This window comes from Afipia felis ATCC 53690, from assembly GCF_000314735.2.
GTDB lineage: Bacteria > Pseudomonadota > Alphaproteobacteria > Rhizobiales > Xanthobacteraceae > Afipia > Afipia felis.
This window is the reverse complement of record NZ_KB375270.1, coordinates 3894336-3917807: the sequence shown is the minus strand read 5'-3', so window position 1 is coordinate 3917807 and position 23472 is coordinate 3894336. Positions and strand designations below refer to the sequence as shown.

At 57.9% G+C, this 23472-nt stretch carries 19 protein-coding genes, 1 tRNA gene and 1 pseudogene; 2 read left to right on the top strand and 19 right to left on the bottom strand.

Going from position 1 to position 23472, the window contains the following annotated elements; translation table 11 throughout:
* Window positions 1-18 precede the first annotated feature (18 nt).
* From HMPREF9697_RS20215 to HMPREF9697_RS18630, 12 genes are all read right to left on the bottom strand, one after another.
* On the bottom strand, window positions 19-972 hold the full coding sequence (locus HMPREF9697_RS20215; RefSeq protein ID WP_002718817.1) for an EAL domain-containing protein: 954 nt from the start codon (window positions 970-972) through the stop codon (window positions 19-21).
* 13 nt (window positions 973-985) lie between these two features.
* Window positions 986-2032, bottom strand: coding sequence for a GGDEF domain-containing protein (locus tag HMPREF9697_RS20210; protein WP_002718816.1), 1047 nt, complete (start codon window positions 2030-2032; stop codon window positions 986-988).
* Window positions 2033-2044: 12 nt separating this feature from the next.
* On the bottom strand, window positions 2045-3271 hold the full coding sequence (locus HMPREF9697_RS18675) for an FIST signal transduction protein (RefSeq protein WP_002718815.1): 1227 nt from the start codon (window positions 3269-3271) through the stop codon (window positions 2045-2047).
* Between the two features lie 155 nt (window positions 3272-3426).
* Window positions 3427-4653, bottom strand: coding sequence for a rhamnan synthesis F family protein (locus tag HMPREF9697_RS18670; protein ID WP_002718814.1), 1227 nt, complete (start codon window positions 4651-4653; stop codon window positions 3427-3429).
* A gap of 42 nt (window positions 4654-4695) precedes the next feature.
* Window positions 4696-9714 (bottom strand): glycosyltransferase, encoded by a 5019-nt coding sequence (locus HMPREF9697_RS18665; protein WP_002718813.1) that lies wholly within the window; start codon window positions 9712-9714, stop codon window positions 4696-4698.
* A gap of 220 nt (window positions 9715-9934) precedes the next feature.
* Complete coding sequence (locus tag HMPREF9697_RS18660) at window positions 9935-10930, bottom strand: GHMP family kinase ATP-binding protein (RefSeq protein WP_002718812.1); 996 nt, start codon at window positions 10928-10930, stop codon at window positions 9935-9937.
* Between the two features lie 3 nt (window positions 10931-10933).
* Window positions 10934-12139, bottom strand: coding sequence for an HAD-IIIA family hydrolase (locus tag HMPREF9697_RS18655; protein ID WP_051053956.1), 1206 nt, complete (start codon window positions 12137-12139; stop codon window positions 10934-10936).
* 14 nt (window positions 12140-12153) lie between these two features.
* Entirely contained in the window at window positions 12154-12738 is a 585-nt protein-coding gene (locus HMPREF9697_RS18650) for a D-sedoheptulose-7-phosphate isomerase (protein WP_002718810.1), read from the bottom strand.
* 150 nt (window positions 12739-12888) lie between these two features.
* Window positions 12889-14250, bottom strand: a complete 1362-nt coding sequence (locus HMPREF9697_RS18645) for a sensor histidine kinase (protein ID WP_002718809.1) — start codon at window positions 14248-14250, stop codon at window positions 12889-12891.
* Window positions 14247-14912 carry a response regulator transcription factor gene (locus tag HMPREF9697_RS18640; RefSeq protein WP_002718808.1) on the bottom strand — a complete coding sequence of 222 codons (666 nt, stop codon included), beginning with the start codon at window positions 14910-14912 and terminating at the stop codon, window positions 14247-14249. The genes HMPREF9697_RS18645 and HMPREF9697_RS18640 overlap by 4 nt, the downstream gene beginning before the upstream one ends.
* Before the next feature lie 2 nt (window positions 14913-14914).
* Complete coding sequence (locus HMPREF9697_RS18635) at window positions 14915-15193, bottom strand: PepSY domain-containing protein (RefSeq protein WP_244597823.1); 279 nt, start codon at window positions 15191-15193, stop codon at window positions 14915-14917.
* 108 nt (window positions 15194-15301) lie between these two features.
* On the bottom strand, window positions 15302-15550 hold the full coding sequence (locus HMPREF9697_RS18630; protein WP_002718806.1) for a hypothetical protein: 249 nt from the start codon (window positions 15548-15550) through the stop codon (window positions 15302-15304).
* A gap of 140 nt (window positions 15551-15690) precedes the next feature.
* On the opposite strand from HMPREF9697_RS18630, the gene HMPREF9697_RS18625 reads away from it, so the two are divergent.
* Window positions 15691-15957, top strand: a complete 267-nt coding sequence (locus tag HMPREF9697_RS18625; RefSeq protein WP_002718805.1) for a PepSY domain-containing protein — start codon at window positions 15691-15693, stop codon at window positions 15955-15957.
* A 189-nt stretch (window positions 15958-16146) separates the two neighbouring features.
* A complete protein-coding gene (gene selD, locus HMPREF9697_RS18620) occupies window positions 16147-17196 on the top strand; it encodes a selenide, water dikinase SelD (RefSeq protein WP_002717255.1) in 1050 nt (349 codons plus the stop codon).
* Between the two features lie 2 nt (window positions 17197-17198).
* On the opposite strand, the gene HMPREF9697_RS18615 is transcribed toward selD, so the two are convergent.
* The 7 genes and pseudogenes from HMPREF9697_RS18615 to fdhE all read right to left on the bottom strand — a co-directional run bounded on the left by HMPREF9697_RS18615 (window position 17199) and on the right by fdhE (window position 23356).
* A complete protein-coding gene (locus tag HMPREF9697_RS18615) occupies window positions 17199-17609 on the bottom strand; it encodes a hypothetical protein (protein ID WP_002718804.1) in 411 nt (136 codons plus the stop codon).
* Window positions 17593-18099, bottom strand: a complete 507-nt coding sequence (locus HMPREF9697_RS18610; RefSeq protein ID WP_002718803.1) for a hypothetical protein — start codon at window positions 18097-18099, stop codon at window positions 17593-17595. Before HMPREF9697_RS18610 ends, HMPREF9697_RS18615 begins: the two co-directional genes overlap by 17 nt.
* A 29-nt stretch (window positions 18100-18128) precedes the next feature.
* Window positions 18129-18224 (bottom strand) — tRNA-Sec (locus tag HMPREF9697_RS21115).
* Window positions 18225-18365: 141 nt separating this feature from the next.
* A pseudogene (selB, locus tag HMPREF9697_RS18605) lies at window positions 18366-20195 on the bottom strand (selenocysteine-specific translation elongation factor); the annotation flags it as partial.
* Window positions 20192-21016 carry a tetratricopeptide repeat protein gene (locus HMPREF9697_RS18600; RefSeq protein ID WP_002718802.1) on the bottom strand — a complete coding sequence of 275 codons (825 nt, stop codon included), beginning with the start codon at window positions 21014-21016 and terminating at the stop codon, window positions 20192-20194. The gene HMPREF9697_RS18600 and the pseudogene selB, both read right to left, overlap by 4 nt.
* Window positions 21016-22431, bottom strand: a complete 1416-nt coding sequence (gene selA, locus HMPREF9697_RS18595) for an L-seryl-tRNA(Sec) selenium transferase (protein ID WP_002718801.1) — start codon at window positions 22429-22431, stop codon at window positions 21016-21018. The genes HMPREF9697_RS18600 and selA overlap by 1 nt, the downstream gene beginning before the upstream one ends.
* A gap of 10 nt (window positions 22432-22441) precedes the next feature.
* Entirely contained in the window at window positions 22442-23356 is a 915-nt protein-coding gene (gene fdhE, locus HMPREF9697_RS18590; RefSeq protein WP_002718800.1) for a formate dehydrogenase accessory protein FdhE, read from the bottom strand.
* Window positions 23357-23472 lie beyond the last annotated feature (116 nt).

Here is a 23472-nt window from a genome sequence, read left to right as displayed (position 1 = left end):
AGATTTATTCGATGCGGCTTATTTTGCCGCATCCTTTCTGCATAAACTCTCGTCAAATTCCAGGGCATCAAGCTGCCGAGGCGCGATATCCGGAGATGGTATCCACGAATTTGGTAACTGACAAAGCTGAGCATGCCTCAGTGCCAGGTTGTCGACTAGTTCATCGACAAACTGCGGCTTATGAAAGAGATACCCTTGCCCACCACCGATACTCGTCGATTCGAGCAGATAGCTTCTCTCTTCTGGCGCTTCGACGCCTTCGGCAACTACACGCATGCCCAGCGCCGTACTCAACGATTCGATCGTTCGCAGCACACTTTGGCTGCGCGGCCTTTCATGAATTGACGAAATCAACGATCGGTCGACCTTGAGCTCATCGGCGGGAATATCGGCGAGCAAGGACAGGCAGGAATAACCGGTGCCAAAATCATCGATGGAGATTCCAATCCCAGCTTCACGCAGGAGTGGGAACACCCGCGACTGAAACGGGCCCGATAGAACGAAGGCATCTTCTGTCAATTCAATTATGAAGTTCCTCGCACGGCCTGTACTTGCAAGACGTTCGATGAAGCTTTCCATAAACGGTATCTTTTCGGCCTGCTTCGCCGAAATGTTGATACTGTAAGTGACACTATCTCCGAAACAGGCATCGAGCCGAGGTAAATCGTCAATCAGGCGATCGAGCATCATTCGGGTGATTTCATCAAGCAACCCAAGCTCGCTGACGATATGGAGAAACTTCCCTGGCGGGTGAACGACGCTCGCATCGTCAACCCATCGCATCAAGGTCTCGAATCCCGTCACCGCACTGTCACGCAGACCGACCTTCGCCTGTAAGGCGTACTGAAACTCTTTATTCTGAAAAGCGGGACGCAGCCTGTTCTCAAGCGACATTCGCTCTGCTGCGCGCCGGCCCAGTGAACGATTGAAGTATCCGACATTTCCTTTCGATGTCGTCTTGGCGTGATACATGGCCGTGTCGGCATTATAACGGAGAGTTTCGTAGTCGGGACCGTGTAAAGGGAAGAGCGCAACACCGATTGAGGCCGATGTCTTGATCGTGAACTTCTATTTCAAACGGCTCGCGGAGCTTGTCCCGGATCTGCTCGACGATAGTCAGCGCATCCAGCCGCTCTTTGACGGGATCAAGAACGATGACAAATTCATCGCCACTGATCCGTCCTGCAACATCGGTCGGACGAATCTGACCGCAGATCCGGTCGGCAACGCCTTTCAGAAGGCTGTCTCCGACATGATGCCCATAGAAATCATTGACCCGCTTGAAATGATCGATATCCACGAACACCAAAGCAAGCTCATCATTCAGATCTTTGCCCGCGATGATACCGTCAACAAGCTCTCGGACATACCTACGATTGGGCAAGCCCGTAAGTTCATCATGGTTCGCACGGATGCGCAGCTCTTCCTGGCTCGCCGTCAGCTGCTCGGCAAGCAGCTTCAGTTCGATGCTTTCCGACTCCGTCTGATGAGCTCGAGCGGCTGCAAGAGCATGCGATGCCAACAGCGAGAATTTTCGCGCGAGCCGGACGTGCGTGCGATCAAAGCCCTTGCCGTCCGTATCCCGCAACAGCATAAGGAGGCCACGTCGGTTCCGCACGCGAAGCGGCAAATAGAGCGTAGGCTGCGCCTTCGAGAGGTAAGGAGGGATGTGGGTCGGCCACTCCTCGTCGCCTACACCGGAAACTGTCGTAATAATACGGCCCGCGAGAACCTTTCTGAAGGTCTGCCCCATATTCCATAACGACCCGACAAGCGACTCATGGCTGGCTGTCGCACATTCCAGCATATCCCCGCTGTCATCGTTCTCTGTCAACACAATGGCATATGAACACTCGAACACCGGAAACACAGCTGAAAAAACACCGGCGAACGGATCGACGCTGTCGTCGACACACAGAACGGCATCAAGCGCATCAAGCAGGAGATTGGCGTGCGTAGCCTCGATGCGCAGAACATCGATCTCACGGCGCATTGCCAGCAACGCCTCTCGAAGTTCTTCGGCGCCGTGCATAGACATTTTCCGTTATTTCCCAAACGCGATGGCCGAGATCATCAGATTGCCGTGCGTGTTTTTGTCGAGGAGAAAGCCCTGCTCTCCAAACGTGAAGCAGCCAATAAACGGCATGCCATTGAAGCTTGATGCAACCGCCTTAGATACTTTCGGCATCTCGTCCCCGACGGCAATCATGCAGCCGGCACAATAGACGACGAGACCCCCTGCAAGAGAATTAGACCCACTGGTTAGCGCTGTCGCAGCTGCGGTGGAGACTTTGCCAGCGCGCTCTACGAGGCGCGCCCTCTCTCCGCTCATGCTGTAGAGACGTGTCCCCTCCTCAATCGCGGCGAAGGTGGATAATGCACCGTCTTCTAGAATTTGATGGGGATGAACCAGAACATAATGCGTAACGTCTTCGATTCTTCCTGACGCGATTCCCAGCGGGTACATCGTTGTTTCGGCCAGAATGCTTCCGCCATGTGCGAGCTTCTCTGAGAGAAAGCCCCCGATCCAACGATTGTAAACCTCGGCGGCCGGCTCCCCGTCGATTGTAATGATCTTTCTGCCGCGCGCCTTGGTGACGACACCGTTCTCGCCTGCCGCATCATATGCGACCTGCGTGACAATGCCATTCGGACCAGTCGGCTCATAGCCTCCCTGAAATGCATAGCCGATACCGCCGGAGGAAAACACCACGCCTACAACAAGCCCGTCATTCATCGGCCCTTCTGGACCGATCTGACGCCAGTCGCCTGTCACATGACTGTCCGCCGCGCTTCCGCCAATGATCGGGCATCGGTCGTCCACGACACGGCGCAAGCCTTCGATCACTGCCTCTTCCTGCCCCGGAGCCTGGTAGATCCAGATCAATTCTGGCAGTTCACCCGCGCAACCGGCGTCGGCCAGAGCTGCGTGGAGCGCGCGCTCCGCGCAGGAGCTCACATCAGCATCAAGTTTTACGGCAGCAGATCCATAATCGCCGCTGGAGTCTTCAATCAGAAGCAACCCAATCGAGTTGGCACCGGCCAATCCGGCCTCGCTCATGACCCCCCCACAGGAGGTGCCACCGAGAAGAGCCGCGTTCGGAAACTTGCGCTTTATGAAATCAAAGATTGCGTCATCCTGGTGCTCACATTCATAGAATGCGCAAACCAGATCAGGATTGATTTTTGTCGCGTCGATTTGAGCGGCCAATTGAGAAAGCGCCACACTTGTTGACCGATCGGACGCCGTAAAAGACTTTAAAAATACCATGCCTCTGAAACTTCTGTTTTCAGCCTTTGGTAGAAGGGCTTAGAAGCAAGGCGTTAAGGAGCAAATAAGGAGCGTGATGGTTTACTTGTTTGGTTAAGAAGTCGACAGCACATTAGATAAAAGGCGAAAGCTCCGCATCAGAGCAGCATTCCAGATTAATCTCCACCTCGCCAGTTGACCTCCGCTATTTTCATTGTCGGCACTGCGATACTTGGCAACGCACCGAACAAGCGTTCGAGCGCGTGCTGAAGCGTCCCATCGGTCTGTCCCATTTCCTCTGGAAAACTATCGAAGGAAAGATCGAGCGGCTTCAGAAGATCGAGCATTTCTCTCCGCATCCAGAACATTGTGCCGGCAAAGAAATCGAGCTTGAACAGTTCACTCGGATACCCAAGTCGACTAGCCAGGTCCTTGGTGAGTCGCTCATTGTTGCTCCACGTGTCGCCATAAGAATGCCTATACTCATTCGGCAACCGAAAGTGCGCAGGCCCGATCAAGCCGAGGTCCGGTTCTGTCGCAAACCGGTTCATGATCGTTCTCACCTGCGCATCGGATCCCAGCAAATCATTTAGCACCGAACGACGCCATATATCGCCAAAAACAGCGCGCGGTCCGGATGCGGCCGAGCGCTTACCGTGGACCTTGCAAATGAGGCCGTAGGGATCTAGGTGCCCGTCACGCAAAAGCTGAATGAATGGCCCGACGTCCCGGCCCCGATTAGGATAGGCCAGAATTTTTGCATCCGGAAACCGTGCGTAAACTTTCGCTGAAAGCTCGGGACACTCTCCGTTCGTTGTCAGAAGCAGCTGAAACGGAACCGAGAGGCGCAAGAGTCTGCTCTCGAAATCCGGCCAGAGCTCATCGTAGTAAAGATGCACAACGATGGCCGCTGCAGGAAATTCGCTCGAGCAGCGACGGCTTGCGGCGGCGGCATGATCGAGAAGTTCATAGGACAAGGTATCCTGTAGAGCACGCGTTGAGACACCAAAGCCCCATTCGGCAAGTGTCCTAGCCGCGCGCACCACATCGAGCGCCTGAGGTGAGCGATGCAGGAACGGCTGAATAACGATCCCGTCGCCTTCAAATTTCGTAGATTCATGAAATCGCGACAGCTTCGTCCACTTAAGATTATCCAACAAAGACCAGGATCGCCATGCGTGAACGTCAATTTCATCTTTCTGAAAATACAGATCGACATTCCCGGCGAGGGCACTGATGCAAGCTTCTGTTTCTGAAGCTGCAGGAATAAAAATCGGCACTGAGGCAGGATTGTTTTTCCACACGCGGATAAAAGGCGTCACCCGCGGGCGGCAGGATGCCCGCAAGTAATGCGCCGTTCCCTGCGGACAAGCCAATCTGACGAATTGGCCCTCGGAGACCATGCCTGCTTCCTGTATCGACAACGCCGTTAGGACAACCCTCGGTTAGGCTCTCACTTTTCGCATCAGCAGATCGATCGACTGAACAGTATCGTTATAGAATTTTTCATAGGTCGTCCGGCTTGCAGCAGCAAGCTGCTGAAGGCGCAATGGGCTACGACAGATATCGAAAAGGCTTTGAGACAGCGAATCGAGATCGGCGTGCCGATGCATCGGCTCGGATGTTTCAATTCCTTTACTGCCCCACGCAGTGGACAAGAGCGGCATGCCGTAAGCCAGAGCCTCGACGGTTTTTATGTTGATGCCAGTTCCCATCGTGACCGGCGAGATCACCACATCCACCGCCCGATAAAACTCTCCAATATTGGGCACGAAACCATGCAGTTTAATCCAGGGGCGATCGAACCACTCTTGCTCCCTGCTGGGCAGCGACCGCACCATCTCGCGTATCTGACCCGCAATATGCAGCGTAAACGGGATAGGTGCATGCTGCTCCCGAGCCACCAACGTTTTCACCAATTCCGAGACAACCGCGAGATTGATCCGGTTAGGGCTCGCTACAACGCCAACATTCTCAATCTTTGAGAAGTTGCGATCGACAAATCGCCGCCTCTCAATGTGAGGAATAACGATGGATGTGGCGCGGCCTGAAACGTCATCGAAATAGCTGGCTTCTTCTGCTCGCATTGCCACAACAACGTCCGCGCGCCGCAAATATTCTCCTTCCTCCTGCGGTGAGCACGAAAAGAATTCGAGAGGCTGTCCGTTCTTGCGCAACATTTCATACCGGTCCCCCATCTTGTCATGGGTGTCGATGACCTTAAGAATATGCACAGGAACATACTCGAGCAGTTTCGACTGGAAGACATAAGAACAGAGAACGAGATTGATGTCGTATTTCCGGCACAGCCCCGCGATCTCTTCTCCAAGCCCCTCCTGATACCAATGATCGAAGGGAATCGGGTTGCCGTCCGATTCCAGCGACCTGCTATTCTGTAGCAGATCGAACGTATCCCATGTGCTACGCATGAACTTGATGGCATTGTCGTTCACCATGCCGCTTTCAAGCAAAACAAAATGAACCTTATGCCCTAACTGTTTGAAATGACGCCCAAGGGACTGAATTCTGACCTGGTTTCCGTGGTTGTTCGGGTGCGAGGGAAAAGGGCTGAAATACAGAATATTGAGCTTCTTATGCCTGCGCGTTTCGCGCGAAGACCGCCGTTCGGCGTGAATTGCTTCAGCATCTTGCAGCGCCGAAGCAGGCAGATGGTCTCTGGCAAACTGCACGCTCCACTTGTCGAACAATTTCTTACCGTTTTCGATCTGATAAGCTTGCGGAGTCACGCTAGCCTGAGCACCGTAGCTGCCATGTTCGAAGTGAACGACCTCCGAACTGGGGATATAGGTGACATGCAGACCATGCGCGCGCGCAGCCATAGCCAGATCGGAATCTTCGCAATAGGCTGGAATATAACGCTCATCGAAGCCACCAACGTCATCCCAAAACGCTCGCACTACAAGGATCGATGCACCTGTCGCGTAATCAACATCCCGGTCGAAACAAAACCGCGGATCGTAGCGATTCTGCCCTCGCCCTAAATTCGCGGCAGAACCATCTGCAAAAAGAACTGAGCCGGCATCTTGAATGGTACCGTCCGGATAAATCAGTTTGGAGCCCAGGATCGCGGCGTCGGGGTATCTCGTCGCAGCCGCCATCAGAGCCGTCAGCCAGTTTGGCATCACTACGGTGTCATTGTTGAGGAAGAGAAGATATCGTCCTCGTGCACCTGCAGCGGCTGCGTTGCAATTGCCCAGAAAACCCAGATTTTGATCCTGACGGACAATTTTCAGGCCGGGGAAAAATTCCGCGGCGCGGAGAGTGTCGTCGGTCGAGGCATCATCGGCAAGGATCACCTCACAATCGATACCCGTACCCCGGCAAGCATGCAGCACTGAACTCAAGCAGGCCTTTGTCAAAGTCCATTGGTTATGAACCGGTATAATGATCGACACATCGACCGCCTGCTCCGGATCGAGGCTAGGAAATGGCGAAGGTGAAACGCCCTGACAATATTTGACGTAAAGATCGAGCGGCAACACACCAGCCCGGTCGAGAAGACGAAGGAACGAGGCTTGGTTGGCGGCATCGCCAAAATTGTCCTCCACCAGTGCTCGGCCACCACGCGCAATCCGCTCCCACAGATTTTCATCCTGGTACAGACGAATAACCGCTTCCGCGAATAAAGCTGGCTCATCGCGGACAAGCGCATGAGCCCCGTCGACAACATTCATGCCTTCCGCAGCAATGGTGGTGACAACCGACGGAACGCCGGCACCCATTGCAGTTCCAAGCTTCCCTTTGATGCCGGCGCCATACAGAAGCGGCACGACGCTGAGCCGGTAGGTCGCCAGCACTGGAGCGAGATCGGGGACGTAACCGACAAAGCGCACTCCCGGACGCTCTCCAAGCTTCACGATATCTTCCGGCGCCTCTGCGCCGATGATATGAAATTCGGTTTCCGGCAACGCCGCATGAATAGCGGGCCATATCTCATCGACGAACCACTTTACTGCACCGACATTCGGCGTGTGCGCAAAGCCACCGATAAAGAACAGATGCTGGCGCTCCCGATAGCCGGGCGGATTAGGAACGATCGAACTATAAAGCGCCGGAAAAACCGATATCTTATCGATCGATACGATGTCCTTCACATGAGGAACTTCCGCAGGGCTCACGAGCACCACGTGATCGGAAGCCCGCATGATCGCCGTTTCGCGGGCTCTGGTCTTCTCTGCGGTCCTTTTCTCCGTGGGATCCCCACTCAATCCCGCCGCACGGTTCTCACGCAGGGAGTAAAGATCCGGCGCATGAAAAATAGTACGTGCCTCAGGCGCGGCCTCACGAGCGGCGGCAATCAGATCTTCTGCGACATCCACACGGATGAAATAGAATGTCCCGAACTGCTTGCCCTTTTCGCGGATGTAGTCACTCGCATAAGTGTAACCGCTCTCGCGCGTAATAACCTCGACACCCAACCCCTGCAGCTCTTCAAGGTAAGGCGACGTCGCATTCATATCTGTCGGAGCAAAGACAACCTCATACCCGACAGCGCACAAATCAGAAATCAACCCGACCGTCGCTCGCTCTCCAGCAGACGTGTCTGCGCGCGGCAAGCGATAGTCCGCAACGAAGATACGGGACGCGCGGGACGCATCCATCATATCTACGCTTTGCACGACCGCTGGAACGACCGGAGCAACAGGCAGATTCGACCGCCACGGATTGCGCTTGTCCGCGGATCGACGGAATTTTTCAGCCTGCCGCCGCGAGAATGGTCGAGCCAACTTGGACAACAGGCGCAACAGACGATATTTAACGACCTTCCAGAACTTGGCTTTCATGCGTCCTGAAGCCGTTGACGTCTGAAGACTCGCTGAATTTCCAACGTATGCCTTGAACTCAGCCCATTGTGAGAGAATCAAGGACGGCTTGCGCTTCTGAATGGAACGTCGAAATCGATCGGCTGTCCGCTCCGACAACAGCGGGCGGAAGACCAGAATCAACTTCAGAAATCCACGCTGGATGGTGCGCCGAATCGGCTTCCACGGCCGGCGATAGGCTCGAAACAATTCATCCGAGAGCCGGTCCCCTTCCGTCATCAGCAGGTCCGTTGCCACACGCAGCCTGTCTCGCTCCTCCGTTAATATCTGAGTTTCGGTTGCCGCCTGCGCCGGCTCTATTTCCACAGATGGCTCATACCGTTTCAGCGTCAAACGAGTCTCGGCATCCCGCTTGCGCAGGCTCGCAACGAGCATCTCACCTCCGCTCGAAGGCTCCTTAGATAATCCGAGCGAGCGGACAAGCATCGGACGCAAGACTTCTTCCTCGAATCGCGAAATTTTATTCCACTTCCCGAGCCGGGTCTTGAGATCAGGCATCCGCTCTTCCGCCCAACGGATGGCAGCTCCCAATCCCTCGATTTCGTTGACGACGCCGGAATCGGCTTCAAAGACCGTTTCATACATTCCGCGCATCTTGTCCGTTGACGTATATCCACGTCCTGTACCCATCATAATCAACGGAATAGTGCCTTGCCGGACGGCAGCATGCGCGAGATGCATCCGCCCCGTTACCAAAAGATCAAGGAATCCCATCAGAACAATATTATCGAGGTACGATCTACTTGGATCCTGGATGCGGAACCCATCGATGCCGACGATGTCTTTCAGAGACTCTGCCGCAAATTCCTGATACGCGACGTCTGAAAGATGATTAGGCCAATCCCGGTTGTCGTTTGAAATCAGAACAAAGCAAGCACTAGGAACAGTCTTCAAAATTTCATTGATAACATTCGTCACCAGTGAGGATCGTGCAGCATTGTCATGATCGTCCGAAAGCGAACGAAACATTTGCTCGCTAAAATTCAGACCGATCACCTTTCCGCCGCGCTCATGTATTCCGGCAATCCATGCGACCAGGTCCGGATCACAACTCCGGCTCTGCAACTCCGACGGAGCCGCGAAGTAAGACAGGTCAGGAAAGAATTCAGCTCTTGAGTCCACCTGAGTAGAAAAATTTTCAAGCGATTTGACATCCCGCAGAAATACGCTCGAATCTGGCAAGTCTTTCAAATAATTTACAATGGCTGGATCAACACCCGATCGAAAGGAGCATGCAATCGCACCACGAGCACCGCGTACCAGCGCTTCCTTCAAAAAACTCAGCCTAACAAGAGATGGATCAGGCCCACAGGTCCCGTCAATGACGTCCGCTCCCACGACAAAAACGGCATCGGTGGGCCGGATACTCGGAAGAAAATCAGCAAACGCGCCTTGGTGCTCAGTGACAAACGACATGTCATCGCTTTTGCTCAACACATCCGTCCATAGAGGACCCGTCTCGGGATTGAGCAGATGGACAGGCACGGAATTCAAAATCCGCAGCGCCCCGAGGAGCATTCCCTCGTCCCCCTTGCTGCCCGGAGCCGCTGGCGTCACCAATATGACCCGTTCGACCTTCGGCCGCTCTTCGTGTTGCTCGGTTAGATCGAGATGCTCCATACCAACTCTTCTCTTATTGCGACGTTCCGCCAGATCAATTATTGCAATTTCGGGCTGATAAACCAACTCACCACGCTGCCGCTATACGCAGTCTTCTGGTAGTCGACCAGATACTCCCTGGGAGAACCTTTGCTGCATCCTCGCGCCCACAACCGACATGGCCGAACAGGCGCGCTATTCCAATCAAAAGGATCAGATCAAAGGCGAATGGCATATTCGCTCAGTTCACCTGCAGGACGACAGAACCGCCTGTAACCATGGATACGGGGATAACATTGCCCGCACCAAAGCGCCTTGAGAATAGCGGGTGAAGCGATGGATCTGCCATGAACAGTACAAATCCGCCGCCGCCCGCTCCCAGAAGCTTTCCGCCCCATGCGCCGAGTTCTCTGCCGGCCATGTAAATCTCGTCTATCGACGAGTTCGAGACTGTGGCCCCCAGTTGCCGCTTCAATTTCCAGCCATGATCGAGCAAATCCGCAAATCTTTTGAGAGCCGCGAGATCGTCACCATCAGACTCTAGAATTCTGGCGCCGACCTTGGTCATCTCATACATTTCGTTCAGATAGCTGAGGTTTAGTCCTGCGGCTGTTCGATCTTGCTGCTCGACGGTGACGTCGGATGCGTTGCGCTGGGCGCCCGTGTAGACGAGGAGAAGCGAAGCGTTGAACAGCGCAAGACGATGTGTGGTCAACCGCAGTGGCTCAATGGAGATCGATCCACCATTGAACTCATAGCGTGCAAACCCGCCAAATGCCGCGTGCACCTGATCCTGGATACCAACTTTTTCCTTGAGCACGACCTGCTCCATATCGATGGCGTGTCGCGCAAGCTCGTACCGGGTCAGTTCACACCCTCGCATCTGATGCAGGAGGTTGATGAACCCGACCGTGAAGGCCGAAGAACTCCCGAGTCCGGTTCCTCCAGGTAAATCCGACATCGTGGCAATGTTCAAAGGCTCATGCCAGCCGTAGAGCTTCAAAGCCTCACGAATGACCGGATGCTTGATGGCATCGACTTCATCGACACTCTCAGTCGCGCGATATGTCACGCGGAATTTCTGTTCGGCGATCGGAGAAAGCGGAAGCGCTTGGATGAACACATATTTGTCGATGGTACCACCCAGCACCGCACCGGGGCGTGAATTGAAATAGGAAGGATAATCCGTTCCTCCGCCGAAAAAGCTGGCGCGAAGAGGTGTCTTGCAAATCCACATCGGCTATGTCCCGCCCACTTCCTCGAATTCACGCTTCAGGAGAGCAAGAAGCGATCCTCCGCTGTATCGCACACCTTTGATACCCGCAGCCGAGGCCGCGTGCATATCGCTTTCTGCATCTCCGACCATGATAGAGCGAGATAAATCGACCGGCCACGCCGTCATCAGATCAGCGAGCATCGCGTTGCCGGGCTTCCTGCGCTCACACTGCTTTCGATATTCAGCGATGACGCCATCGGGGTGATGCGGGCACCATTCAAAGGCATCGATGTGGCCGCCGATCTCGAACAGAGAGGCCTGCATTGCATCATGAAACTGTACGATAGCGGATTCCGGATAGAATCCCTTGGCAACTCCAGCCTGGTTCGTTGCCACGAAAGCATAGAAGCCCTTCGCGTTCGCATAAGCGACGGCTTCTCGTGCATCCGGCATCCAGTGAAGATCCTCGACGCGATGCGTATGACCCACATCACGATTCAGCGTGCCGTCACGATCGAAGAAGATCGCCGGCTTCTTTCGTGCTTTTGGCAAATCGATCTGCGCGCTTCGATAACTGTCTGGAACGCCGATATCGACAAAATAATGGTTTTCGCTAGCTGAAGCACACAGCACATGACCATGCGCCACGAGGGCGGGAAGTATCTCGCGCTCAAGCGAGATTGCCTTGCCCGGCGATGCTTCGACGATCGCTTCTCGACGAAAAACATAGACGCCGGCATTGATGAGCTGCGGACCTCCACCGAGGTAAGAGCCTTTTTCCTGAAAAGCCACGACCTGGCTGTCGCGGGTTTCGACAGCCCCAAAACGCTCAGGATTTTCGATCGAATGGAGAAGGATCTGCGCGAGCGCTTCGGGATGACCGGCCTGCTTCTCTTTCCATGCGCGGGAAAATTGCGTGAGATCGGCATCGATCCAGGAATCGCCGTTCGCCAGCAGGAATTCCGAATCAAGAGCATCAAGCGCGAAACGCAAGGCTCCTCCGGTGCCCAACGGCTCAGGCTCGATCATGACCCGTACCCGCGCTCCAAACATGGCCCGGTCCTGATACTGCGCCCGAATTTGTTCGCCATACCGACCGGCCAGAAGCAGGACTTCGCGAAAGCCGTATCGGACGATTTCCTGAATAAGGATGTCGAGAAACGGCGTGCCGTTCACCGGCAGCAACGGCTTTGGCGTATGCGCGGTGAGACCACCCAGGCGCGTGCCCAATCCACCACACAGGATTACGGCTTGGCGGAGCAAAGCTTGGCCTCGACGAATGCGCAGATCATATGTCCGATGACGATGTGCGCTTCCTGAATATGATTGGTCCGGTCATGATCGACGGCGATCAGCACATCGCTCAACGAAGCCATGCGACCGCCGCCCCGTCCCGTCAGGCCGATGGTTTTGACTCCCATGCTGCGCGCGGCTTCAAGGGCACCGACGACATTGGCGCTATTGCCGCTGGTCGAAAGCCCGACGAGCACATCGCCTGGTCGCGCCAGACCGCGCAACTGCCGGGAGAACACTTTGTCATAACCATAGTCATTGCCGATCGCGGTAAGAGCCGACGTATCGACCGTCAGGGATACAGCCGCCATTGGTTCGCGATTGATCAAAAAACGTCCCATCAATTCCGCCGCCAAATGCTGAGCGTCCGCCGCAGAGCCTCCGTTCCCGCAAAAAAAGACCTTCCCTCCATTGGACAATGCAGAAATCCACATGTCCTTCGCGGCCTCTATTTCAGCACACAGCCCCTGAACGGAATCGATGACGCGAACCGTATGCGAAAGATAGCTGGATATCTCTTGGGTTATTGCAGTCATCTCAATAACTTAGTTCACATTCCAGCCGACTGGAATTGGATTGGGTTCCCGAACAATATGTAAAACAGGCCGGGGCCACTTATTCCAGTAGAATCGATGGCACGTGGATTTCGGCAACGCCTCGCCGACACGAGGTGGCTCGATAAAACTTTACGCAATCGGATCGAGCGGAATCCTGACATGCGCGCGGGCACCGCCCATATCCGAACGCACCATAACAAGCGATCCGCGGCGGGCTTCAGCAAGATCACGCGTAATCGCAAGCCCCAAGCCTGTTCCGGGCTGCGTTTCGTCCCAACGCTGTCCTCGCCCAATCTGCGAGGCCTGCTCAGCCGACAACCCTGGACCGTCATCATCCACGCAGAGATCAAGGACTCCCTTAGAGAGGTTAGCAGTGAGAAGGATCTCGCTCCGCGCCCACTTGCAGGCATTATCTAGAAGATTACCGAGAATTTCCGTGAGTTCATCTTCCGCTCCGGGAAACCGCGCATCGGGAGCAACATCGATCGTCCAGCGCAACATCTTGTCCTCGGCAAGCCGCTCGAACGCATGCACGACTTTCGCGGCAACAGACTTCACCGCAACTGTCTTTCCACCGAGCGTCGGTCCCGCATTGGCACGCACCTGCGCGAGAACGCGATCGACCTGCCGCCGCATCTGATGCACCTCACCGTCGATCGACTGTGCGATATCGTTACGACCGTCTTCCGCGGCCTGCCGCGCGAGCGCACCGAGAACCGTCAACGGCGTCTTCAAGCCGTGGGCGAGATCGCCCGCATGCTGCTTCGCGCGCTCGACAGCCGTGCGTTGAAATTGGACCAGCCGGTTGAGATCATCGACAACAGGTTGCACCTCGTCCGGAAACGTTCCCGCGAGAGCGTGACTTTCTCCGGCGCGGATGGCCTTCAGCCCTTGCCCGAGATGATCGAACGGGCGTAGCGCCAGGCGGATGAAGATCGCCATCGCAACGATCAGAAGCAGGCCGAGCGCAATCAGAGAGAGGGCAAGCAGGCGAAGAAACGTATGACGTGCCGCCGCAAGATCGCCGCGATCGATGGCGGCAATAATTTGCAACGGCACGTCCTGCCCGCTTGGCGCGGCCACGGTTATCGCCTGCACCACCGCGAGCAACGGCGCTCCCGCCGGGCCGCCCAGATCGGTGACATGGCGTTGACTATCAAGAGCACCTTCAGGCTCAGGTAGAATCGTATCCCACAGCGAACGCGAGCGTGCACGCTGTCCCTCTCGCGTGCTGACCTGCCAGTAGAGACCACCATAGGGTTCCTCAAACCGCTGGTCGGCGGGCGCGCCATCCACAACCGGCGCGCCATCGGTATCAATCCGTACCTGCGCTGCTACGAATTTCACAATCTGGTCGAGTTCGTTCGTCGCGCGCCGCTCGATTTCCTGATTGAAGATCAGCCACAGCCCGAAGCCCGCCAAGGCCAGCGCCAGCGCAATCAAGATCGTGGCGGCCGAGCCAAGACGGAACAACAGCGAATGCGTTCTCATGGAGCATCCGCAGGGATGCAGTAGCCACGCCCTCGATGCGTTTCAATCAGCGGGAAACCAAGCTTCTTGCGCAAGCGGGCAACAAGCGCCTCGACCGCATTGCCATCACGATCGGTGTCGCCATCATGAAGATGTTCGAGAAGCTCTCCTTGGGACATGGTTTGTCCGCGGTGGATCAGAAGATAGGCAAGCAGCCGATATTCCATTGCCGATAGCGCAAGCTGATGGCCGCTCAACATCGCCACGCGTGCGCGGGTATCGACCTCGAGTTCACCAGCCTTGATAACTGGCGAAGCATGACCAGCAGCACGGCGCGTGATCGCGCCAAGCCGCGCGAGCAACTCCTCCATCTGAAACGGCTTGACGAGATAGTCGTCGGCGCCAGCATTGATGCCTTCGACCTTCTCCCGCCAGCCGTCACGCGCAGTCAGGATCAGGATCGGCGTCGCAATCCCGGCATCCCTCAACCGTCTCAAAACCGACAGACCATCGAGGCGTGGCAGGCCGAGGTCGAGCACGATGGCATCGTAATCCTCAGTTTCACCAAGAAACCAGGCTTTTTCACCGTCATGTGCGACATCGACGGCATAAAGCGTCCTCTCGAGGGCCTTCTTGAGATCGGCAGCAATCCGCGGTTCATCCTCGACAACCAGAACGCGCACGATCAATCCATTTTGACGATCGCCAGCGTGCTGGCGTCAATTTCGACCTTCCGGCGCTTTCCGGACGGCGTAAGAATTTTGACTTCGTAGACCCAGACGCCTTTCTCACGATCAAGCTCGACCTTGACCACTTCGCCGGGAATTTTCTCGCGCACTACCGCGAGCACATCAGGGAGCGGTTTGATTTCCCCGCCCTTGAAGGCATCAAGCGCGCAGTCCTGACTGCGCTTGCAATCGGCCGCGGACACAGGCTGCCTTGCACCCATCATGACCACCATCATGAGCGTCGCCAGCAACGCAAGGGACTTCAGGTTCGTACAAAGCATCATCAAGATTCCGGTCGAGCCTGTTCGATCTTCTGATCGTGAGGGTGGGCAGGCATCACTTTATCAAATTCGCGACAAATCCGGCAACCGGGGCCGCGCCGCGATCTCCGCGCGCAGTGCTTCATCTCGCGCCTGCGCCTGACGTTGCCGCCGCAAACGGGCCGCCGCGGCCGACGCACCATTCTGAGGCGGACCGGCGAGCCCGGCGGCAACGCAGAACAGCAAAACGAGCGCAATGAACCCCTCGAATTCGAGCGCCGATGCCGCAAGAAACGGCACCGCTATGAAAAGAAAAGCCAGAGCTGCCGGCATGGTTCTCTCCCGAAAGGTTTGACCCTAGAGCCAACTTATCTGAGCGCTCCTGACAGCTCCCTGACAGCGCTTATCAGGAGAACCACAGCCTCCATCAGCCATAAGGACCGAATCGATACTATCTGATCACGGAGAATCTCATGAAACCGATCCTCATCTCAGCTACCCTCGCTTTGCTCACAACCGCAGCCGTCCAACCGGCGTTTGCCGACAAAATGCGCTGCGCTCCTGTCCCGGCAAGCCAGTGGATGCCGATCGAGAAAGTCGTCGCAAAAGCGGAATCGCTCGGCTATGCGGTCCGTGAGACGAAACAGAGCAAGGGCTGCTGGAAGATCAAAGGATTCGACCGCAACGGCGCGAAAACATCGCTCTATCTCGATCCGACGTCCGGCGAGATTGTAAGATAAGATTAATCAAGCACTCCCGCGAAATTAATCCGCGGGAGTGCCGCCAGTGATGCGGCGCTACGGCACATTTGCATCTCTTGCCCGATCGGGCGTATGATTTCGGAGTATGTTGTCGCTCTCCGCTCCGCGCAGTGCGCGGAATGCTGGTGAGGCTGCCGCTGCGCGGCGCAATCCGCAGGAGACCTGACAATGAATGCTCCCATCGTGCGCCTGACGAGCCTTGCCCACGGTGGCGGATGCGGCTGCAAGCTTGCGCCTTCCGTCTTGCAGGAGTTGCTCGCCAACCAGCCCGCCGCCGCGCCATTCCGTCAACTGCTGGTCGGGGTCGAGACCGGTGACGACGCCGCGGTGTGGAAAGTCGATGACTCCACCTGCGTGGTGGCCACCACGGATTTCTTCATGCCGGTGGTGGACGATCCCTTCGATTTCGGCCGCATCGCCGCAACCAACGCGATCTCCGACATCTACGCCATGGGCGCGAAACCGATCATGGCGCTCGCGATCCTTGGCATGCCGCTCAACAAGGTCACAATCGATGACGTGCGCAACATCATCGCAGGTGGCAATAGCGTCTGTGCGACGGCCGGAATTCCGGTTGCCGGCGGTCACTCGATCGACGCGACGGAACCGATCTACGGTCTTGCCGTCATAGGCCTCTGCCGTCCCGATCAGGTGCGCCGCAATGCCGATGCGAAGCCCGGCGACGCGCTGATCCTGACCAAGGCCATCGGCGTCGGCATCTATTCCGCCGCCATCAAGAAGGGCGATCTGCCGGGCGAGGGTTACGGCGAAATGCTTGCCTCGACGACACAACTCAACCGTATTGGCAGTGAGCTTGCCAACGATGAAGCCGTTCACGCCATTACCGACGTTACTGGGTTCGGCCTGCTCGGCCATGCGCTGGAGCTCGCACGCGGCTCGAAGCTCACCGTCGCGCTGAAAGCCACCGAGGTGCCACTGTTCACGCACGCGGCCCAGCTCGCGCAGCAGGGCTACGTCACCGGTGCATCCACACGAAACTGGGCAAGCTATGGCGATGCCATTCGCCTGCCCGAGGGTTTGCCCGACTGGCAGCGCAACCTGTTGGTCGATCCGCAGACGTCGGGCGGGTTGTTAGTTTCCTGTGCCGCTGATCACGCCCAGGCCGCGCTCGAGACAATTCACCGCGCGGGCTACAGCGCCGCCCGGATCATCGGCTACACCGCAGCCGGGCCGGCCGAGGTGCGCGTCATAGCGTGACATCAATTCGCCGTCGCGGGTTCGACCTTCATGCGGCGACCCCAATTGTCGAAAAAGTGCCCCTCATTGGCGACCATGCGGTCCTCGTTGAGGCGATCTTCCAGCGCGCGCAACTCTTCCGCCGCGCGGTGATCCTCAATGGGCCCGCCGTCCTCATCGCTAACCGGCATGATTAGAACCGCGTCCCAGGCCACGCCCGCCCCGCGCATCAGCATGCTGAACTGATGCCAGTTGATCTCATCGCCGATTATATGCGTGAAGGTCGAGCGCAACGGCACAACGCCGAGATTTGCCGTCGAAACCAGCACGATCAGCGCCGTAAAACCATTGGCACGCCGATATTCCTTGACGACCCAATCGTCAAACAGAGCGTCATCGAGTTTGCCACGACGCTCCCTAGCAGATTTCGACAAGCGGCAGCTCCACGATCTCTCGCTCAAGTACGCTAAGGAACGGGCCATTGCGCGCTTTGCCGAACCAGTTTTCGAATTCACTCAACTGCTTGCCGATATCGTCCGGGTTCGCCTCGGGGATTGCTTCAGGCTTCGCCTCGCCGTTAGCCCCCTCCTCGCCGCCCGCCTGTTTGATCCGCCAGCATGTGCGGATGACTGGCTGAAACCTCTCCAGCGCCTCCTGCTGGGATTCGTTCTCCGCCGACCAACCGACTTCCCGCAGAAACGCCGCCGAGCCTTCAACGATCGCATCGTCCTCGGTCTCGCATTTCTGAATCGCCGCCACGACGGTCCGCATCAGATTGAGCCTGCGAAAACCGAAGGCTCGTTCCTCCGCGAGCGTCTTGAGGCGGGCAGAGATCTCGCGCCGGTAATTTTCCTCGTTCACGCTCGCCTCATGCGCGGAGCGTTCAAAGCCATCGAGAAAGTTGGAGAGCTGCTGCGTCGTCATCGCACACCCAATTTCGATGAGAGAGGATTTGGCGGAAGAGAATGGGAGTCGAACCCACCAAGGACCGTCTCGCGGCCCCTCCCGGATTTGAAGTCCGGACGCCCCACCGGGAACGATGCTCTTCCGTTAACTTCGATCTTCGCAACCTTTGCTGACGTCGGCAACTCATCAGACGCTCTGCCGAACAGATCAAGCCTATGCTTATTGACGCGACGCAAATCACCGTGGCGGATGGTAACGCCATGCCGGTCGAAGAATTCGAGAATCTGTATCGCAACCTTGCGGCCATTGTCGAGGCGGTCGCGCAACTGTGCCGCAGTGAAATAGCCATCGGGCGCAGCGACCGCCACATCCGTCATGATCTGAACGATCTCGGCGACTGTTCCGCGCAGGAAGAAATGATCGTGGGCAATCTCATCGACCTTGCCCATGCGGCCAATCAGCTTGAAAACGCGCCTCACCTCTGGCTCGGCAATGCCGGTATAGCCCGCAATATCCCGCACGCGTGGTGGCCGGAAACGACTCTCGCCGCCAATATAATGTGCGATCTTGCTCCACACTGCTTCATCGACCAGCGACAGCCGCACCTCATGGCCCGGCAAGCGAACCCATGCGCCATCGAGGCCTACCTCCTTGTTGCGTGCAAGCCCCTGCAGCAGCGCCGCGAACACCGGCGCCGCCAAGCGTGGTTCAAGCTGCAGCCGCAGGCGTTCGAACCCCATGCCGGACAGGTTCGGATGGTTGGCATGAAAGGCCGTCAGCGTTGCATGGATCGCGGTCTTCAGACGAAGCCACGCAGCCGGCGCGATCACGTATTCGGCTTTCGCAGTCGGCAGCCGCAGCAGGCTAAGGCGCTGGATCATCGCGTCGCGCTCGCTCGCCGACAACGCACGGTCGCGAACGAAGGCGGTAAAGTCGATATAACCGGCGGCGGTTAACATCGCCCATAGGCTTTTGTCCGGATCGGCAATCGCGCCTGCTTCAAGCTGCGCAATTCGCTCGGGTGTACGACGTTTGCGCGCCGGCGCGCGGAGATCGACCAGCACACCCCCGCCGATGGTCCGCTGCGCCGTGGTATCGCGGAGCACGAAGCGATCCCCCGCCGCCGCGGCGATCGGCTGGTCGGTGACAAGCTGGACGAAAGCTTCGCCGCCGGGCGTCACCGGATCGTCGCCCAGCAACACCACCCGCGCACCGATCTCGGCCGCGGCGTGATGCAACCGCACCGGCATCCACTGCGTGACGGGCCGCGTTTCCGAGGCCAGCACCTGAAATTTCGCATCGATCCGATTGGCCGGCGCATGCAGATGCGGATCGAGCACGACGTCACCACGGCTGATCGCATCCTTGCTGATCTGATCGCCTGCAAGATTGAGCGCACAGCGATCTCCTGCCTGTCCGCGCTCAGCGGCACGGTTCTGTGCATGGATAGCACGCACGCGCGCCGATCGACCCGACGGGCTGATGACAACCTGATCTCCGACCGAGACACTGCCAGAGAGCACCGTTCCAGTCACCACGGTCCCCGCGCCAGACAACGTAAAAGAACGATCGACCGCAAGACGGAAACGCCCCTGCGCCGAGCGGCCGGACCATGCTGCCGCCGCCGCGAAAAGATGCGCGCGCAATTCCGCGACGCCCGCCTCGGTCGCGCTGGATACCGGGAACATCGGCGCATCATGCAGCACCGTCGAAGCCAGCAGGTTTGCAATCTCGACGCGAACCTCGGCGAGACGCTCGGTATCCACCATATCCGATTTGGTGATCGCGACCGCGCCGACATTGATGCCGAGCAGATTGACGATTGCCAAATGTTCGATCGTCTGCGGCATCACACCGTCATCGGCTGCAATCACCAGCAAAACGAAATCGATTCCGGTTGCACCGGCAAGCATGTTGTGAACGAAACGCTCATGTCCCGGCACGTCGATGAAGCCAAGAATGCCGCCCGCCGGCATCGGCAGATAGGCGAAGCCGAGATCAACCGAAATGCCCCGCGCCTTTTCCTCCTTGAGGCGGTCGGTGTCGACGCCCGTCAGCACCCGTACCAGCGAGGTCTTGCCGTGATCGATATGCCCAGCGGTGCCGACGATCATAATGCAGGCTCCGGCAATGGCAGGCCCGCGAGCCTCCTGGCACGCTCGATCTCCGCGACCGACAATGCCGCGAATGTCGGATGGATGAAGGGCTCCGCCAGCAGGCTTGCGCCGGCCTGCGCCCGCAACAGCCACATCAGCGCGGCAACACCGTCACGCGGCACCCCGGCGCCGAGCTGATATGCCGCACCCAGCATCGCCTGTGCATCTGCGTCTCCGAGCACAGCGGCCTTGTCCCACCAGCGTGCAGCTGCAGCCGCGTCGCGTTCGACGCCAAGCGCGTTGTGATACATCATGCCGAGCCGTGTCATGGCAGGCACGATGCCCTGCGCCGCTGCGGCTTCCGCCCAATGCTTTGCGTCAGACAGATCGCCAGGGATCATTTCGCCTTCAACCAGCATCCACGACAACATGTCTTGCGCGGGACCGTCGCCTGCTTCCGCCGCCGTTCGGTATAGTTCGGCGGCCCGGACTGCGTTCGCCTGAACTCCCTCGCCCTTGAAATAGACTTCGGCAAGGTTGCGCTGGCCGACAGGATCACCACCTTCGGCCGCAAGCGTCAGCCAGCGCAGCGCAAGCGCGCTATCGCGATCGACGCCAAGTCCATCGCTGAAACATTTTCCGATATTGTTCTGCGCGCGCGTAATGCCCTGATGCGCAAGTGGCCCCCAGATTGCCAGCGCAGATTCGTAGTCGTTCGCCTCGGCGGCCTCATAAGCCTGTGCCATCCGCTCAGCGACCAACGCCTCCCCCACAGCCTCAACTGGCGCATCCACATCGCGCCGCTGCCGTAACTGTGCAAGGAATCCGCGCAAGCCCATCAGCCTCGGCCCCCTGTTCGCAAGGTCGCGAGATTGCGCACGAACGCGGCCTCGTCTTCGAGGCAGCGCAAATCGAGGATAAACGCATCGTTTTCGATGCGGCCGATGACAGGTTGATCCAGCGTCCGAAGGGCTGTCGCTAATTCCAGGAGGGCACGGCCCTTGCCGCGCGTATTGGCCACGCGCAACGCGATGCCCGCACTTGGAATCACTTCGCTCGGCAACGAGCCCGAACCGATCTGGCTTGTGCAGGCGATCACGTCAGCGTCAAAGCGAGAACCCACGGCGGCCGCGATGGCAGGCAACACACGCTGCGCCGCGGCCTCGATGTCGGCAAGCGGCCGCGCCATCATGCGCAATGTCGGCAGACGTGCAGCCAGCCGGTCCGGATCGCGATAAAGCCGCAGCGTCGCTTCGATCGCCGCAAGACGGATCTTGTCGATACGCAGCGCACGCTTCATCGGGTTGCGGTTCAGTCGCGCGATCAAATCCCGACGCCCGACGATGAATCCGGCCTGTGGGCCACCGAGCAGCTTGTCGCCGGAGAACGTCACGAGGTCCGCGCCCTCGGCCACCGCCTCCGCCACGGTCTGCTCATGCATCAGCCCATAGCACGACAGATCAACCAGCGTGCCGGAGCCAAGATCGTTCAGGAGCGGAACGTGACTCGCGCGCGCCAGCGCAGAGATCGCCTTGCCAGACACCGACTTGGTGAAGCCCTCGATGCGGTAGTTTGATGTATGGACCTTGAGAATCAACCCGGTCTTCGGGTTGATCGCCGCCGCATAGTCCTTTTCATGCGTGCGATTGGTGGTCCCGACTTCGACCAGCCTGGCACCGGCGCGCGCCATGATCTCCGGCATGCGGAAGGCGCCGCCGATCTCGATCAACTCGCCGCGCGAAACGATAGCCTCTTTTCCCTTGGCCAAGGTGTTGAGCGCGAGCAGCACGGCGGCGGCATTGTTGTTCACCACCGTCGCATCCTCGGCGCCGGTCAACTCGCACAGCAGACCGCGAACCAGAGCGTCGCGTTCGCCGCGCCTGCCCTGCGCCAGATCGAATTCCAGCGCCATCGCTTCGCGCATCGCGACCGTCGCAGCCTCGATCGCTGCTTCCGCGAGAATGGCGCGGCCCAGATTGGTGTGCAGGACCGTGCCGGTGAGATTGAACACTGCCCGCGCATTCGGGCGGGCATCGGCCTCAAGCCACGCAAGGGCATCGGCCGCGATGGCCTCAGGAGCGGGCATGAGCACCGCGTCCGCACCGATTTCACGGCGCACGACCGCGGTCACATGACGTATCGCATCCACCGTGCGTTTCCGTCCGAAACGTTCGATCGCCTGATGAGCTTGCGGCGTTTTCAAAATCTCATCGACGGACGGAATTCGGATGGAGGGGGAAATCCCTGCGTCCATATCGGACTCCCTAGTAGCCGATCAGAAATGGATTAACGCCACCGCGACGGAAGCCGAGCTCGCGTACCAGCAGATCGAGCCCCAGCGTCGCGACGTCATCGGCTACCGGATCAAGGCGATCATCTTTCTGATGATTGAGCACTTTCATATAGCCATGGCAGTCATCGCAGGTCTCGGCCTTGATGTTGCCCGCGCCCTCGATTTCCTGAAACAGGATTTTGCGGGTCGAGCCACAGAGCGTGCATTTCGAGCGCACGTAATTCCAAAGCGTTCCGCACAACGAGCAGGAACAATAGCGCGCCCCCGGTGTGCGCGGCCAGTTGACGAGCACGGTCGCCGTCGGCGCTCCCCCGCAGGACGGACACACGCCATCGCCGACCGGTTGCAGGCTCTTGGCGTCGAGCCGTGCAGCAAGGCGGGCGAAATGGACTTGAAGCGCAGCAGCCGCAAAGATGTGCTCGGCGAGCGCCTCCACCGGAATGGCCTCCGCCAACACGTTCTCGACCATGCGCGCGCGCCCGTCGGCATCCGCTTTCGTGACCTTTTCGAGCGCCGCGCGGGCTTGCGTCGGCATATCGATATCGGCTGCCGCCGCAAGCAGCCGATCCAGCGTCGCAACGAAAGCAGCATCGGCTATGAAATGACCGCGGTCGAGCGGCGGCATGCCATGTTGACGAGCGCGCTCCAGTGCTTCCGACGCAATCGCATCCGGTTCCGGCAAGCCGTCCTGAATGGCCGCCTGCACTCCACATAGCCCAGACAGGAACTTCAGATAAGGCGCAAGGTCATGCCCCTCGGCGAGGGCGGCGAACCGCGCCTCGCGGACCGAGAATAACTGGCTCGGATCTGGGAGCCGCGCAAATTGCGGCGTCGGAATGTTGCTGATGACGGATGGATCAGGCGCAGTCGGATCGACGCTGGACATTATTTACCCTCACGAACCTCACGGGTCACGTGGTTTCATCAGACATTGCGGGGCAATAAAGAACCTCGTTCGCCTGATGAGCACACTTCCACATAATCTCAATCCTCTCGCGGCGC